Raw genomic sequence first — 16,248 nt, 5'->3', positions numbered from 1 at the left:
ATGCGTATGCAGCACAAAGCAGCGTTGAGCAATGGCTTAGAACCGAGGATTTGCCGTATGCGTACCGATGGTACCACGCTGCTGCTATACCGTGGCTACGCTTTGGCCCCAACAGACGGGTGCTCAGGGTGCCACTCGAACAACTTCGGCCGGATGCGCGGGTTGCCTCAATACGAAATGCAAAGTACGCAGGGCACCACCCGAACAACTTCTACTTCCTTCACTGCTTACCCCATGTTGTTGAAAACCAAAATTCCCCTGCGTTATATATTTGGTGGAATAAGAACTGAATTGTTTTTTGTCTTCGTCTATGCCGGCCTTATTGCGCTTGAAGATAAATATATTCACCTGATCAGTATCGCCATTCCGCTGAGTGTACCCATGGTGCTGGGCACGGTTCTGTCGCTGCTGCTGGCTTTCAAATCCAACCAGGCCTACGACCGATGGTGGGAGGCCCGTATCGTTTGGGGAGCCGTTGTCAATGATTCCCGGACCCTGGTGCGGCAGATTCTCTGCTTTGCGGAAACGCCCTACGACTCCGAGGAAATGCAAAACTGGCAGACGCGACTAACCAACCGGCAGATTGCCTGGCCCCACGCGCTGGGCATGACGTTGCGCAAGCAGATGGAACCGGAAAAAATCCGCGCCTATGTATCGCAGCAGGAGTTGGAGTTCGTCGCCACGCACGAAAATATTCCCAATGCTCTGTTACAGCTCCACGCCCAGGATTTACGCTACGCCCTGCAACAAGGCTGGATCAACCGCTACCAGCAAATAGAATTAGACAATACGCTAACCAAGCTAACCGACTCCATGGGACGGTGCGAGCGAATCAAGAATACAGTGTTTCCGGTCACGTACTCTTTGTATACTCATTTTTGCCTGTTCTTTTTCGTGATGCTGTTGCCCTTTGCGCTTCTCGACGTATTTGGTATTCTGGAAGTATTTATCGTGCTGGCCATTTCGACAGCCTTTTTTCTGATTGAGAAAATGGCTATCCACTTACAGGACCCCTTCGAAAATAAGCCAACCGACACACCGGTAACTGCCATTGCCCAAACCATCGAGCGAAACCTGAAAGAGATGATCGGTGACCATCAGGCCGTGCGCCAGGTAAAGGCCCCCGATTCGCACTATTTCATGCTGTAGGGAAGGCGCCTCCGTTAGCAAAACAGCCGCAGGTACGCATGCTACGCGTTGCATATACCCGGCACTTGGCTACAAGAGTATGCTCAGCCTTGTGCTGAACCCGAAAGCAGTATTATGCCGCATTAATTAGACTGTCATGCTGAGTCTGTCGAAGCATCTCTACCGCTTCGTCGAATGACTGCTACGGAGCGACAGAGATGCTTCGACAGGCTCAGCATGACGGTCTTTTTGACTTTCTAAACAGCTTCATTGCTTAAAGCCTTACCCCAATACCCGGCCCGAACAGGAAGAACATTTTACCCTTATTAACCAGGTAACCAGCGCCCAGATAAAGCGGGAAGGTGAGCTTGGCGTCGGAGCGGGTAGGGTATACCGAACCCAGCACCACCAGGCCCAGGTCGCGGGAGGCGTTGGCGTTCTGGCTCAGGTTGAAGGCGTTGAGGGCCACGAAGCCCGCGCCTATTTTGTAAGGGCGCAGCTTATTTATCTTATTGGGATTGTAGAAGCTCAGTTGCGCCAGGGTAGCCAGGCTAATGCCGCTGAAGGCCGTATAGTTGTTGACTTCGCCGCCCCCGAGTTGCTTGGTGAGCAAGCCGGCCGGGAAGCTGATGTCGATATCGAACTTGACGCGGCGCTGTAGCACCAGTTCCAGCCGCTGCGTAAAGCCAGGTTCCTGGTACTGCGCCTGGGTATGCTTCACGGTTACAATAATCTTGCTCCAGTCGTCGAAATCGTAGGTTTTGCGGGCACTCAGCAGGTTGTTCAGGCTGATGTTGCCCACTTGGCACTGCTTATCCTGATAGAAGGGCGCACGCACCGATTTACCGTCAGGACATACCACCACGTTGTCGATGGTGCGCAGCTCAATCAGGTCGCCCTTAGCGTTCTGGGTTCTGATTTCGAAGGTCAGGTATTGCTTGCCATAAAGCTGCTCAGGCGAATCGATGGCCCCCGTGTTGAAGCTAAACACTACGTCGCGGATGGTGCGGTCGTAGAGGATGGGGCCATTGAGGCGGGTGATGGGCCGCACCGCCTCGCCGAAGGTAACGCCCACGAAATCGAGCGGGTGGGGCTTCTGAAACTCGCGCACCGCCAGCGCGAAGCCGGTGCTCTGGCCGGCGTTGTCAATGGCAATCCGCTTCTTGTCGATATTCACGGGCACCTGCACCCGGTACACCACGGCGGCATCCGAGCGTACGCTCGAATCGGAGGGTACCACGCGCACGTCTTCAAAATGAAAACGCCCCCGCAGCAGGGCTACGCCTTCGAGGCGCACGTCCACGGTTTCGCCCGGGTTCACTGTGTTGGTGCTGGTCCAGTCGCCGCCGCGGTGGCGCACGCTTAGGCCCGTAATGGCTGTGGGGGGCGAAATATTGAAGTTGGTGATGTACTTGGCCTGGTCGTTTTCCTTGATATAAAGGTAGCTTTCGGCCTGGCGGTGGGTGTTGTACACGCGCAGCCAGCACAGCACCCGGTCGTTGGTCAGGTACTGGCGCGTAAACAGCTCGGCAATCAGCGTTCCGCCGGCTTCTTCCTGGTCTTCAATGCGGTAGGTGCGCTTGAGGCTAAAGGTGCGGCCGTTATCCAAAATTAACTCTACGCCCTTGCGGCGCGACTCCTCATCGAGCGTAACTTCCTTCTTATCAACGCTGAGAAAGCGTAGCCGCGAGGCTTTCACGGTGAACTCCTGGCGCAGCGGGGGCAGGGCGAAGGTAGCGCGGCGGTTGCGGTCGGTGAGGAAGGGCTGCTCGGTTTGGGGCTGGAGCGTGAGCACCCGGGTGCCGAGGGCATTGGGCAGTACGTGCAGGCGAAGGGTGCCTTTTTCGCGGTCGAGGCGGTAGTCAATATCCTGGCCGCGGGTCCATTCGGGGCTCAGGCGGATGTTTTTGGAGTTGTTGCTGCTCAGTTCGAACACCTTTTCTTCGCCCACAAACAGTTCCGTATCGGCCGGCCGCAACTCCAGCGTGGTGCGCGTGACGGGCAGCAGCCGCACGGTTTGGGTGCGGGGCGCAAACCCGCTCGCCACGGCCGGCTGCTGGAACGTCAGACTCAGAAAGCGGGCATCGGCCAGGTTGCGGAAGCGCAGCTTGGCCTGATAATACTGGCCGCCGTCCATGGCCGTCAGCGAATCGAGCAGCGTGAAATCGGCCGAGCGCTGCAGGTGTAGCGGGCCGGCGGTGGGGTCGGCGGGGGTAATCCGCAGTTCGGCCGCATCGTCGCCGGGGCGGTAGGAAAAGTAGAGGTGGGGCTCGTCCTGTACCAGCGCCATGTTGCGGCTTAGGTAGAAGGCAGTGGTATCGAGGCGCAAACTCAGTTCGCGTAGCAGCGGCGGAAGCGGAGCCTGCTGGGCGCGGACATTCAGGGCCAGGCCCAGCACTAGCAGTAGGGCGGGCAGCAGTTGGCCCGCCCGTAATCCGGACAAATAAAACACGGCAACAGAAGAAAAGCGGCTCCCGACCCACCGGCAGCCCGTGCAAAGGTAGGGGCCTACGCCGGGCCGTTGCACGGGGCCGCCGCTTTTTACCGGAAATTTGAGCGGAGCAGTCGGAAAAGCAAAAAGGCTTTCCGCAGTGCGAAAAGCCTTTTGTAGTCCGTAGGGGAATCGAACCCCTGTTGGTAGAATGAAAATCTACTGTCCTAACCCCTAGACGAACGGACCGGTTGGAAAACGGAAGCGTTTTTCCGTTTTGGTGGTGCAAAGATACGGGCCGGTTTATTTCAGGCAAGCTTTCGGTTGAAAAAAAGCGGAAAATTCGGGTAAGTAAAACAGAATCAGCCGGATTGTTTTGGCAATTACTGCATGCAAGAGCCCAGTTGGTTCCTGGGTCTGAGGGCGAGTTGGACTACGGCAGCACCGTGCCGGCCGATTTCTCCCAGGTGCATATGCCTGAATCCGGCGGCATATTGTATCTGTAGACTGCTACTGCTGTTTTAAATACAAGCAGTTATAACACCGCCTAACTTGTACCTCTCGCCCGTTTGTACTGAGCTTATCCCTGAATAGTATTATGCTAATCCGTTCAATAGTCGTTTATCGAACTTGTCAAACAAAACCAGCAAGCATTCGACTGCTAAAAATAGCGCAACTAATTGAATATCAATGAAAAAAGCCACCCTTTAGAGGTGGCTTTTTTGTAGTCCGTAGGGGAATCGAACCCCTGTTGGTAGAATGAAAATCTACTGTCCTAACCCCTAGACGAACGGACCGGCTAGAAACGGAAGCGTTTTTCCGTTTTGGTGCTGCAAAGATAGGAAGCTGTCTGCGAGGCGCAAGGGTTGGATGGGAAAAAAGGGGCTTCCGGCGAGAAATGGGCTGATTTTCAGTCGGAAAAAAACGCGTTCCGCGGGCGAACGTCCCCGAAAACAGCGCCCGTAGTGACCCGGAAGGTCCACAATCGGCTCCCGATTTGGGTATCCGCCCCCGGCCCATTACCTTCGTTGCGTGTTTTCACCCCGGCCTTCGCGGCCGATAAACTTCCCACTCCCCCTACTACTATGGCTAAAATTAAAGTTGCCATCAACGGCTTCGGGCGCATCGGCCGCCTCACGTTCAAGGCGCTGCTCTCGCGCGACAACGTGGAAGTCGTGGCAATCAACGACCTGACCGACAATAAAACCCTGGCCCACCTGCTCAAGTACGACTCCGTACACGGCCGTTTCCCGGGTACGGTTGAGTTCGACGACAACAGCCTGACCGTGAACGGGCAGCACATCGTGGCTCTGTCGGAGCGCGACCCCAAGCTGTTGCCCTGGGGCGACATGGGCGTTGATGTGGTGCTTGAAAGCACGGGCCGTTTCGTGGATGAGGCCGGCGCAGGTCAGCACATCACCGCTGGTGCCAAGAAAGTCGTGATTTCGGCCCCCGCCAAAGGCAATATCCCTACGGTAGTGCTCGGCGTGAACGAGGACATTCTGACGGGCGACGAAACCATTATTTCGAACGCCAGCTGCACTACCAACTGCCTGGCCCCGATGGCCAAGGTGCTCAACGACACGTTCGGCATCGAGAAGGGCTTCATCACCACGGTGCACGCCTACACCTCCGACCAGAGCCTGCAGGATTCGCCGCACTCGGACCTGCGCCGCGCCCGCGCCGCCGCCCTGAGCATCATCCCAACCAGCACGGGTGCTGCCAAGGCCGTTGGTCTGGTGCTGCCCGAGCTGAAGGGTAAGCTCGACGGTATTGCCATGCGCGTGCCAGTTCCAGACGGCTCGACCACTGACCTGACCGTGCTGCTGAAGCGCGAGGCCACGGCCGAGGAAATCAACGCGGCCATGAAAAAGGCGGCTGATGGTGACATGAAGGGCATTCTGGAGTTCAGCACCGACCCGTTGGTTAGCGCCGACATCATTGGCAACCCCCATAGCTGCATCTTCGATTCGGAGCTGACTTCGGCCAATGGTACGTTGGTGAAAGTGGTAGGCTGGTACGACAACGAAGCCGGCTACAGCGCCCGCACCGCCGACCTCATCAAGATGCTGGGCGACAAAATGAACGGCTAGTTTACAAGCTGTTAGCTGAGAGCTGTTAGCTCAACATGCTACGTGAACCGTTCGTAGAACGTCATTCAGAGCGAAGCGAAGAATCTCGCGTGTTAATCGTCAGGGTAATTCCCAACGATTTCACGCGAGATTCTTCGCTTCGTTCTGAATGACGTTCTTTTGTTGTCAGCTTCCGGCCTTCTACTGGAAAGCTAACAGCTAACAGCTCTCAGCTAACAGCTCAAAAAAATGCGTGTCTGCTTTATTTTAAACCCCATGTCCGGCACTGACCGGAGCCAGAATGTGGCGGCGCTGCTCACGGAGCACGCCACGGCGGCCGGGGCCGAGTTTGATATTATGCCCACGCAGTATGCCGGCCACGCCGAGGAGCTGGCCCGCAAGGCCGCCGCGGCCGGCTGCCGGGTGGTGGTAGCCGTGGGTGGCGATGGGACCGTGAACGAGGTGGCCCGGGGCCTGCTAGGCACCGGCACGGCGCTGGGCATCGTGCCCCGGGGCTCGGGCAACGGCCTGGCCCGCCACCTGCACGTACCGCTCGATTTGCCCGCCGCCGTGCGTCGGGTTTGCAGCCCCACTTTTCAGCGCATCGACGCGGGCCGCATCAATGGGTATTGGTTTTTCTGCACCGCCGGGCTGGGGTTTGATGCCCACGTGAGCCGCATGTTTGCCCAGGCCGGCACCCGCGGGCTGGCTACCTACGTGAAAGTGGCCCTGTGCGAATACCGCAACTACCGCCCCACCGCCGTGCAGCTGACGCTGGAAAACGAGGCTGTGCGCGACACCCACTGCTACGTGCTGGCTTTTGCTAACGCCTCGCAATACGGCAACAACGCCTACATCGCGCCCCGCGCCAATATCCAGGACGGCCTGCTCGACCTCTGTCTGATTGACGCGCTGCCCATCTGGCGGGCCGTGCAGGTGGGCGTAGGGCTGGCGCTGGGCACGTTGCCCACCTCGGGCGGCGCCCAGTTCCACCGCAGCCGCCACATCCGGGTGCAGGCCGCCGCCCCGCTGGGCTTCCACGTCGATGGTGACTACGTGGCCGACGCCACCGACTTTGAGGTGCTGCTGGAGCCGCTGGCGCTGGAAGTGGCGGTGTAGGGGTGAGAGAGTGACTCGGTGAGTGAGTGAATTATCGAGCGGCGCAGAAAGAACGGGTCATGCTGAGCGAAGGCGCAGCCGCAGTTGAAGCATCTCTACCGCTTCGTCGTAATAGTCAGGGTTACCATTGCAGTAGAGATGCTTCGACTCCGCTACGCTGCGCTCAGCATGACGTTCGTATTTTCCCTAATCCCTAATCCCTAATCCCTAATCCCTAATCCCTAATCCCTAATCCCTAATCCCTAATCCCTAATCCCTAACCATGAAAATCAACCGACAGGGTGTGGTGTACTCCACGAATCCCGAATTCAGCTACGACGAACCCACCGAACAAACGGCCGCTACGCTGCCGCCCCAGCAGCAAAACCTGCGCGTGCAGCTCGATAAGAAGTCGCGCGGGGGCAAGCAGGTGACGCTGATAACCGGCTTTGTGGGCCAGGAGGCTGACTTGCAGGCGCTGGGCAAACTGCTCAAAACCCGCTGCGGCGTCGGCGGCAACGCCAAGGACGGCGAAGTCATCATTCAGGGTGATTTCCGCGATAAAGTGCTGGCGTTGCTGCTCGAAAAGGGCTACAAGGCGAAGAAGGCCGGCGGCTGAGGGAGTCGGGCTCAGGTGCGCTTCGGCATGGGGCCGCGCGTGATTAACTGCCAACTTCTTTCCAGTGCCTACTGGCTGGCCGCTGCTCCGGCGCAGCCGTACACCCTACTTCCCTCATCAAGCCCCGCGCCCGATGCCCGACACTATGCTGCCGCATGTTTCCAATGCTTACACCCAGGTTGAAGAAACGGTAGTGCACGCGGTGCTCTGGCTGAAGCTGGGCGCCGAGGCCATTGGGGCGGGCATTATTGTGTTGGGGATTTTACTAGCGGGCTATTATTTCGTCAAAGCTCTGCTGGCGCGCCGCACGGCCGATTTTACGGCCATCCGCCTCACGCTGGCCCGCTACCTGGCGCTGGCCCTCGAATTCCAGCTCGGGGCCGATATTCTTTCCACTACCATCGCGCCGAGTTGGGAGCAGATTGGCAAACTCGGGGCCATTGCCGTCATCCGGACCGCCCTCAACTTCTTCCTCTCGCGCGAAATGAAGGATGAGCACCGCGCCGCCGCCGAGCACCACGTGCAGCGTCAGGCCCGCCAACAGGAGTAGATTTCTAGTGCTTCGCGCTTAGTGCATAGTGCTTAGGATGCGTACAATCAGCAATCCAAGCACTATCCACTAAGCGCGAAGCTCAAAATTATTGGTCAATGGGGCGCGAAGAACGGGCAACGCACTGGTAGTTCGGGCGTCGACGGTGGCCGAACTTGCGACGGCAAAGGGCTACTTTGCTACTTCCTGCAACTTCCTCCTCCCATGATGCTTTCTTTCCCCCCTTCGTGGCGGCCCGGCCGCAGCTTGCTGCTACTGCTCACGCTCGTCTGGACTACTACCCTGGCTCGCGCCGAAGAGCGGCTCCAGTCGCCCGATAAGCAGCTTACGCTCAGCGTAAACCTGGCCCCCGACGGTACGCCCACGTACAGCCTCACCTACAAGGGCCGTACGGTGCTCAAGCCCGGCCAGCTGGGCCTGGAGCTGAAGGGCACGCCCAGCCTCACCAACGGCTTCGTGCAGACCGATGCCGTCCGCAAATCCATTGACGAGAGCTGGAACCCGGTGTGGGGCGAGGTGAAAACCATCCGCAACCACTACAACGAACTAGCCCTCACGCTCACGCAGCCCGCCACCAAGCGCACGATGCTGGTACGGTTCCGGCTGTTTGATGATGGCTTGGGCTTCCGCTACGAGTTTCCGCGCCAGCCCGAGCTGGGCTACTTCGTGGTGAAGGAGGAGAAAACCCAGTTTGCCCTGGCCGGCGACCACAAGGCCTTCTGGCTGCCCGGCGACTACGACACCCAGGAGTACAGCACCGTCACCTCCAAGCTCTCGGAAGTGCGCGGGCTGATGAAGGCGGCCGTAACGCCCAACGCCTCGCAGCATACCTTCTCGCCCACCGGCCTGCAGACGCCGCTGATGCTGAAAAGCCAGGACGGGCTCTACATCAACATCCACGAGGCCGCGCTGGTCGATTACTCTACCCTGTCGCTCGACCTCGACGATAAGACGTTTACGCTCAACGCCCACCTTACGCCCGATGCGCAGGGCAACAAGGGCAACCTGCAGACGCCCAACACCTCGCCCTGGCGCACGATTATTGTCAGCGACCGGGCCGCTGGCATCCTCGAATCCAAGCTCGTGCTCAACCTCAACGAGCCCTCCAAAATAAAGGATACCAGCTGGATTAAACCCATCAAATACGTGGGCGTGTGGTGGGAGATGATTACGGGCAAAAGCTCGTGGTCGTACACCGACATGGAGAACATCAAGCTCGATTCCATCGACTATTCCAAGGTGAAGCCCAACGGCACCCACGCCGCCAATACGGCCCACGTGAAGGAGTACATCGACTTCGCCGCCAAGCATAAAATTGGCGGTGTACTGGTAGAGGGCTGGAATATCGGGTGGGAAGACTGGTTCGGTAAGCACAAGGAGTACGTGTTCGACTTTGTGACGCCGTACCCCGACTTCGACGTGGCCGAGCTCAGCAGCTACGCCAAGAGCAAAGGCGTTAAACTGATTATGCACCACGAAACCAGTGGCGCGGCCCGCAATTACGAGCGGCACCTGGACTCTGCCTTCCAGTTCATGAATAAGTACGGCTACGATGCCGTGAAAACCGGCTACGTGGGCGACGTGCTGCCGCTGGGCGAGTACCACTACAGCCAGTGGCTGATCAACCATTACAACTACGTGCTGGAAAAGGCGGCCAAATACCGCATCATGGTCAATGGCCACGAGGCCGTGCGCCCCACCGGCCTGTCGCGCACCTACCCCAACCTTATTGGCAACGAGGCGGCCCGGGGCACCGAGTATGAGGCGTTTGGCGGCAACAACGCCGACCACACCACCATCCTGCCCTTCACCCGCCTCATTGGCGGCCCCATGGACTACACGCCGGGCATCTTCCAGACCAAGGTGAGTGCCTACAATCCCAAGAACAACTCCTTCGTGCACAGCACCCTGGCCCGGCAGCTGGCCCTGTACGTCACCATGTACAGCCCGCTGCAAATGGCCGCCGACCTGCCCGAAACCTACAACAAGTTCCTCGATGCCTTCCAGTTCATCGAAGACGTACCCGTGGACTGGGACGACACCCGCATCCTCGAAGCCGAACCCGGCGACTACATCACCATCGCGCGGCTGCAGAAGGGCGGCAGCAGCTGGTTCGTGGGCAGCACCTGCGACGAGCAGGGCCGCACCAGCACCGTTGACTTCAGCTTCCTGAAACCGGGCAAAAAGTACGAGGCCACCATTTACGCCGACGGCAAGGGCGCCCACTACGAGACCAACCCGCAGGCCTACGCCATCCGCAAAATCACCGTTACCAGCAAGAGCAAGCTCAAGCAGTACTGCGCCCCCGGCGGCGGCTACGCCATCAGCGTGGTGGAGAAGTAAGCGTTAAAGTCAAAGCAGAACCGGCTGTCATCCTGAGCAGCGCGAAGGACCTATACGGAGGCTATTATCTGATAGTAGCTTCTGTATAGGTCCTTCGCGCTGCTCAGGATAACAGTCGGTTTTATTTGCTCCCTTTACCTCCTGGCTTCAATCAAGCGTAGCGCCCGCTCCACGTCTTCCGGCGTATCAATACCAATTGTTTCCAGCTCGGTTTCGGCGGTTTGGATGGGGTAGCCGGCTTCGAGCCAGCGGAGCTGTTCGAGGCTTTCGGCCAGCTCCAGGGGCGAGGGCGGCAGCTGGGTGAGGGCGCGCAGCACGTCGGGACGGTAGGCGTAAAGGCCGATGTGGCGCAGGTAGCAATGGTAGGCCAGCCACTCGGTGGGCGCGTGCTGGCGCTGGTAGGGCAGGGGGTGGCGGCTGAAATACAGCGCCCGCCCCCGGCTGTCGAGCACCACTTTGGGCAGGTGCGGGCTGAACAGCTCCTCCTCGCTGACAACCGGCTTTACCAGCGTCCCGATTTGCGTGGCGGGGTCGGCAAACAGGGCCAGCAGCGCGTTTATCTGGTCGGGATGAATGAAGGGCTCGTCGCCCTGGATGTTGACGACGCAATCGGCCGTGATGCCCAGCTGCTCGTAGGCGTCGCGCACGCGGTCGGTGCCGCTGGGGTGGTTGGGGCTGGTGAGCACGGCCTCGCCGCCGAAGCCGCGCACATGCGCCAGAATCCGCTCGTCGTCGGTGGCTACTACCACCCGTTGCAGGTTGGCCTGCTGGGCCTGCCGCACCACGCGTTCTATCATGGTCTGGCCACCGAGGTCGATGAGCGGCTTGCCGGGCAGGCGGGTGGAGGCGTAGCGGGCGGGAATGATGCCGATGGCAAGCATAGGGATGGAGTGAAAAAGGCGAAGCGCAAGAAACGGCAAATGCGGCGAATTGCCAGCCGCATGGTGCCGGGCGGCCCCAAAATAACCGGATTACAGGCTACGGGGGCGGTACTAAAGCCCGAATCCGTAACTTTAGGCAAAGTTTATGCGGCTGCGTTGGTTTCGGCCCGCTTATCCGCTTCGTGTTCTGCTTTCTTATGTCCCGATTTTCGTTGCTGACCGCCGCCCTTGTCCTCTCCGGCTTTTCCGCGTGGGCGGCTCCCGCGCCGGTGGCTCCGCCCGATTCCATCGGGGTGGAATACCGCAACAACAAGCTGCTGATTCGCCACCGCGTAACGGCCGGCGAAACCATTTACGGCCTCGCCCGCCGCTATAAAGTGCCCGTCGAGGACATTGTGGAGGCTAATTCGGGCCAGAAGGGGCAGCTTAACATGGGCCAGATAGTGCTCATTCCGCGCACCCGGGTGGTACTCACGCCTGCGACTCCAGCCCGGCCCGCGGCCCCCGTAGCAGTGGCCGCGCCCGCATCGGCTGCCACGCGCGCGCTGGCCACCGACGCCAGCGGCAACCGCGTGTACAAAGTAACGCCCGGCATGACGCTCTACGCCATTGCCCGCCGCTTCCAGACCACGCCCGCCGAGCTGGCCCGTCTCAACGGCTTCGACGCCGACCACAGCGTGCGGGTGGGCGAAGTAATTATTGTGTCGGCGCCCGCCACCGGTGCGGCTGGCCCTGCCGCCCCCGTAGTGGCCGCCACCAAGCCCACGGCCCGCGAGAAAGCCGTGGCCCGCGACGCCGAGCGCGAAAAGGCCCGCGACGAAGCCACTTCGCCGGCCGTTACGCCCGAGCCCGCCGACGCCAAAGAGGCACCCGCCCCGGTGCGCGTCAACGAAGCCAGCCGCCGCGTCACGGAAAGCGGTCTGGCCATGGTTATCCCCACCGATGCCTCGGACAAATACCTGGCCTTGCACAAAACGGCCGCCGTGGGCACCATCATGGAGGTGCGCAACATCATGAACGGCCAGGCGGTGTACGTGCGCGTTATCGGCCGCCTGCCCGACACCGGCGAAAACGACAAGGTGCTGCTGCGCCTCTCCAAGCGCGCCGTGCAGCGCCTGGCCACCCCCGACCAGCGCTTCCGCGTAGAAACCAGCTACGTGCCGTAGGCTGGTAGTGAGCGTTATACCGCCCAGAACGTCATTCTGAGCAGCGCGAAGAATCTCGCGTGCCAAAGTAACTAAGGTAAGTCCACCACAACGTCAGCACGCGAGATTCTTCGCGCTGCTCAGAATGACGTTCTGGGTGTGCTGCTATTCCATCACACTACTGCATGAACCACGCCCAGGTGCGGGCGCTGCTCGACGAGAAGTACCGCCGCTACGACCAGCCCGGCTTTATTGCCCTCGACCCCGTCAGCATTCCGCACCAGTTCTCGGCGCGGGCCGACGTGGAAATCAGCGCCCTGTTTGCGGCGGTGCTGGCCTGGGGGCGGCGGCCCACTATCATCAGCAAGTGCCGGGAGCTGCTGCAGCGCATGGATAACGCGCCCCACCAGTTCATCACCCAGCACCACGACGACGACCTGAAGCGCCTGCTGGGCTTCTGCCACCGCACGTTCTGCGACACCGACCTGCTGTATTTCGTGCACTGGCTGCGCTGGTACTACGGCCAGCACGCGTCGCTGGAAGACGCTTTCCTGCAAGGCGCTACTCAAAAGCATCGGCTGGAGAACTTCCACACCCTGTTCTTCAGCCTCGACGACGCGCCCCAGCGCACCCGCAAACATGTGGCCACGCCCGCCCGTGGCTCGGCCTGCAAGCGCCTGAACATGTACCTGCGCTGGATGGTACGCCCCGATGAGCACGGCGTGGATTTCGGCCTTTGGACGCGCCTCTCGCCCGCCGACCTCATCTGCCCCTGCGACGTGCACGTCGAACGCGTGGCCCGCCGCTTGGGCCTGCTGGAGCGCAAGCAGGTCGATTGGCTGGCCGCCGAAGAGCTGACGGCCCACCTGCGCACCTTCGACCCGCTCGACCCCGTGAAGTACGATTTCGCGCTGTTTGGCCTGGGCGTGGAAGGGGAGATGTAATGCCGTATAAATCTTAAAAGTATATTTAGTAATGGACTCGGAGAACCAGCATCCGTACCAAAATCAGCTACCACCAGCGCCTGACGCCGTTAAAGAGAAACCAATAGTGAACATCCAGCGCGAGAAATCTTTCTTTGAAAGGCCAATAGGAAATGTAGCGGGCTGGCTGATATTAGTTATGCTGGTGTATTTTAGCTGGTATCTGCTCACACATGGTCTCGATCCAGAGAAGTCAGTGCTATTAGTAGTGCTGACATACGGTAACTTCTTGGCGTATTTATGGCGCTGGTGGGATGGGCGCAGAAAAAGGAGAGCGTAACTAGAGGTCACAGTGGAGCTTGCAAATTCAGCGAATCTTTCCTGGGCCATTTGCTGTTTACCTTCGCACTGCCATCCAATTACCCAGTACCTACTACCTAGCACCCAATTTGATTCTTCCCCAGAATTTCGAGCAGAAAATCGGCTTCTCCCAACTGCGGGACATGCTTAACGAGTTGTGCCTAAGCGGCCTGGGCCGTCATTTTGTCGGCAAGATGAGCTTTCAGACGCAGGCCGAGACCCTGCAGAAGCTGCTGCTGCAAACCGACGAGTTCCGCCAGCTGCTCAACAGTGGCGTTGATTTCCCGAGCAGCCACTACCACGATGTAAACCAGTACCTGGTGCGGGCCAACCTGCCGGGTTCCTACCTCGACGTGTCGGCGTTCTTCGCCATCAAGATGAGCCTGCGCACCATCCGCGAGGCCCTCACGTTTTTCTCGCGAGCCGAGGACGACCTGTACCCCACGCTGCGCCTGCTGGGCATCGGTGTGCAGGTCGACCGTAACTTGCTGGCCGCCATGGACAAGGTGGTGGACGACGAGGGCCAGGTGCGCGACGACGCTTCGCCGCTGCTGCGCCAGTTGCGCCAGGAGCTGATTTCGCGCCAGATGATGCTGCGCAAGCAGATTGGTAGCATCCTGCGCCACGCCCGCCAGCAGGGCTGGGTGCCCGAGGGCGCCGAGCCCACCATCCGGGGCGGACGGCTGGTGCTGCCGGTGGTGGCCGAGCACAAGCGCCGCGTGAAGGGCCTGATTCATGACGAGTCGGCCACCGGCCAGACGGTATACATCGAGCCCGAGGCCGTGTTCGAGCTCAACAACGACATCAAGGACCTCGACAATGCTTACCAGCGCGAGCTGATGCGCATTCTCACCCAGCTCACGGCCCAGCTGCGCCCCCACATTCCGGACCTGCGCAAGGCCTACCAGTATCTGGGCCTCATCGATTTCATTCGCGCCAAGGCTCAGTTGGCCCGCCGCATCGAGGCCACACTGCCCGTGCTGCACCCGCAGCCCATGATGCGCTGGAAGCAGGTGCGCCACCCGCTGCTCTACCTCACCTTCCTGGCCCACGCCAAAGACGACCCCCGCGAAGTGGTGCCGCTCGATATTGAGCTGACGCCCGAGCAGCGCATCCTGCTGATTTCGGGGCCCAACGCCGGCGGTAAGTCGGTGAGCATGAAAACGGTGGGGCTGGTGCAGTACATGCTGCAGTGCGGGCTGCTGATTCCGGCCGGCGAGAAGTCGGAGGCCGGCATGTTTGATGATGTGTTCATCGATATTGGTGATGAGCAGAGCCTGGAAAACGACCTGAGTACGTATTCGTCGCACTTGCTCAACATGAAGCAGTTCGTGACGCTGGCCAGCAAGTGCAGCCTGGTGCTGATTGACGAATTCGGTACCGGCACCGAGCCCAGCCTGGGCGGGGCCATTGCCGAGGCCGTGCTGGAGCAGCTCAACCGCGCCCGCGCTTTCGGCGTCATCACCACCCACTACACCAACCTGAAAAACTACGCCGAGCGCACGCCCGGTATCGTGAATGGGGCCATGCGCTACGACCCTGACAAGCTCCAACCCCTCTACCGCCTCGAAATCGGTAAGCCAGGCTCCTCGTTCGCCATCGAAATTGCCCGCAAGATTGGTCTGCCCCGGCAGATTGTGGAGCGGGCCAGCCAGCTCGTGGGCAAGGATAAAATCCGCTACGACCAGCTGCTCGAAGGCCTCGAAAAGGAGAAAACCGAGTTGGAGCACCACACCGCCGAAGCCGCCAAAGCCGAGCGCCGCCTGAAAAAAGCCGCCCAGGAATACCAGGACCTCAAACGCTTCCTCGACGACACCAGCCAGGAAACGCTACGCGCCGCCAAGGCTCAGGCCAAGATGCTGCTACGCGACACCAACCAGCAAATCGAGGCCACCATCCAGGAAATCCGCCTGGGCCAGGCCGACAAGGAGCGCACCAAGGAGGCCCGCGGCAAGCTCGACACCTTCGTGCGCGAGAAGCTGCAGATGGAGCCGCCCAAGGCCCGCGCCACCCGCGAGCTGGCCGACGCCGCTACCCTTAAAGTGGGCGACAAAGTGGCCCTGCTGGGCCAGGAGGGCCACGGCGAAATTATGGCCGTGAAGGGCAAAACGGCCGAGGTGTCGTTTGGCGGTATGAAAACCATCGTCAAGATTGGTCAGCTCGAAAAGCTGACGCGCTCCGAGATTCGGGAGCGGGAGAAGAAGGCGGCCCGGCTGGCCCCGGCCCAGTACGCCGGCTCCGGGGGCTTCAATACCACCAGCCGCATGGCCAGCTTCAACCCCACGCTGGACTTGCGCGGCGAGCGGGCCGAAGACGCCCTCACCAAAATCCGCAGCTACGTGGATGACGCCATCATGCTGGGCATTCCGGAAATCAAAATCCTGCACGGCCGCGGCAACGGCGTGTTGCGCCAGATTGCCCGCGACTACCTGCACCGCGCCCGCGAAGTAGCCAGCGTAGCCGACGAACACGCCGACCGCGGCGGCGACGGCGTGACGGTGGCCGTGTTGAAGTAGGATCACAGATGCTGCAGATGGCACAGATGGCACAGATTCGTTCTGGTACCACCGATTCGGGCGCTAGTGCTTAGTCAGGCGAATTCCTTAACCAAAAGCACGTCCTTTGCCAACGGATTCGGCGCATCAAGTGGCGAGGGATTATGGTATGGGTCTCTGCCAGGAAATGCCAGTACCCGCCT

Annotated in this window: 11 protein-coding genes and 2 tRNA genes; 9 read left to right on the top strand and 4 right to left on the bottom strand. The window is 60.0% G+C overall.

All coding sequences use genetic code 11. The annotated features are described in order from the left end of the window. Positions 1 to 57 precede the first annotated feature (57 nt). On the top strand, positions 58 to 1,149 hold the full coding sequence (locus tag BLW21_RS03860) for a bestrophin family protein (protein WP_245711799.1): 1,092 nt from the start codon (positions 58 to 60) through the stop codon (positions 1,147 to 1,149). Between the two features lie 253 nt (positions 1,150 to 1,402). On the opposite strand, the gene BLW21_RS03855 is transcribed toward BLW21_RS03860, so the two are convergent. The 3 genes from BLW21_RS03855 to BLW21_RS03845 form a co-directional block, all read right to left on the bottom strand. After that, positions 1,403 to 3,580: a hypothetical protein gene (locus tag BLW21_RS03855; protein ID WP_092738106.1), complete on the bottom strand. Its 2,178-nt coding sequence runs from the start codon at positions 3,578 to 3,580 to the stop codon at positions 1,403 to 1,405. A gap of 156 nt (positions 3,581 to 3,736) precedes the next feature. Further along, a tRNA-Glu gene (locus BLW21_RS03850) sits at positions 3,737 to 3,808 on the bottom strand. 476 nt (positions 3,809 to 4,284) lie between these two features. Then, positions 4,285 to 4,356 (bottom strand) — tRNA-Glu (locus BLW21_RS03845). Between the two features lie 288 nt (positions 4,357 to 4,644). On the opposite strand from BLW21_RS03845, the gene gap reads away from it, so the two are divergent. From gap to BLW21_RS03820, 5 genes are all read left to right on the top strand, one after another. Further along, on the top strand, positions 4,645 to 5,652 hold the full coding sequence (gene gap, locus BLW21_RS03840; protein WP_092738104.1) for a type I glyceraldehyde-3-phosphate dehydrogenase: 1,008 nt from the start codon (positions 4,645 to 4,647) through the stop codon (positions 5,650 to 5,652). A 228-nt stretch (positions 5,653 to 5,880) separates the two neighbouring features. Further along, positions 5,881 to 6,750, top strand: coding sequence for a diacylglycerol/lipid kinase family protein (locus BLW21_RS03835; protein ID WP_092738102.1), 870 nt, complete (start codon positions 5,881 to 5,883; stop codon positions 6,748 to 6,750). A gap of 262 nt (positions 6,751 to 7,012) precedes the next feature. After that, on the top strand, positions 7,013 to 7,348 hold the full coding sequence (locus BLW21_RS03830) for a translation initiation factor (protein WP_092738100.1): 336 nt from the start codon (positions 7,013 to 7,015) through the stop codon (positions 7,346 to 7,348). A 133-nt stretch (positions 7,349 to 7,481) separates the two neighbouring features. Next, positions 7,482 to 7,898: a DUF1622 domain-containing protein gene (locus BLW21_RS03825; RefSeq protein ID WP_092738098.1), complete on the top strand. Its 417-nt coding sequence runs from the start codon at positions 7,482 to 7,484 to the stop codon at positions 7,896 to 7,898. A gap of 204 nt (positions 7,899 to 8,102) precedes the next feature. Next, positions 8,103 to 10,241 carry a glycoside hydrolase family 97 protein gene (locus BLW21_RS03820; RefSeq protein ID WP_245711798.1) on the top strand — a complete coding sequence of 713 codons (2,139 nt, stop codon included), beginning with the start codon at positions 8,103 to 8,105 and terminating at the stop codon, positions 10,239 to 10,241. A 134-nt stretch (positions 10,242 to 10,375) separates the two neighbouring features. Here BLW21_RS03820 and kdsB read toward each other — a convergent pair whose 3' ends face one another. Next, the gene (gene kdsB, locus BLW21_RS03815; RefSeq protein WP_092738096.1) at positions 10,376 to 11,122 is read right to left on the bottom strand and encodes a 3-deoxy-manno-octulosonate cytidylyltransferase; all 747 of its coding nucleotides are present in this window, start codon (positions 11,120 to 11,122) and stop codon (positions 10,376 to 10,378) included. Between the two features lie 197 nt (positions 11,123 to 11,319). Here kdsB and BLW21_RS03810 point away from each other — a divergent pair, with 197 nt between their 5' ends. The 3 genes from BLW21_RS03810 to BLW21_RS03800 all read left to right on the top strand — a co-directional run bounded on the left by BLW21_RS03810 (position 11,320) and on the right by BLW21_RS03800 (position 16,066). Next, a complete protein-coding gene (locus tag BLW21_RS03810; protein ID WP_092738094.1) occupies positions 11,320 to 12,288 on the top strand; it encodes a LysM peptidoglycan-binding domain-containing protein in 969 nt (322 codons plus the stop codon). Between the two features lie 164 nt (positions 12,289 to 12,452). Continuing rightward, entirely contained in the window at positions 12,453 to 13,211 is a 759-nt protein-coding gene (locus BLW21_RS03805) for a TIGR02757 family protein (protein ID WP_092738092.1), read from the top strand. A 428-nt stretch (positions 13,212 to 13,639) separates the two neighbouring features. Next, a complete protein-coding gene (locus tag BLW21_RS03800; protein ID WP_092738090.1) occupies positions 13,640 to 16,066 on the top strand; it encodes an endonuclease MutS2 in 2,427 nt (808 codons plus the stop codon). The last annotated feature ends 182 nt before the right edge of the window (positions 16,067 to 16,248 follow it).

Source organism: Hymenobacter psychrophilus (assembly GCF_900107135.1).
Lineage (GTDB): Bacteria > Bacteroidota > Bacteroidia > Cytophagales > Hymenobacteraceae > Hymenobacter > Hymenobacter psychrophilus.
Note: the sequence above shows the minus strand (reverse complement) of the source record. Positions and strands in the feature narration are given on the sequence as shown.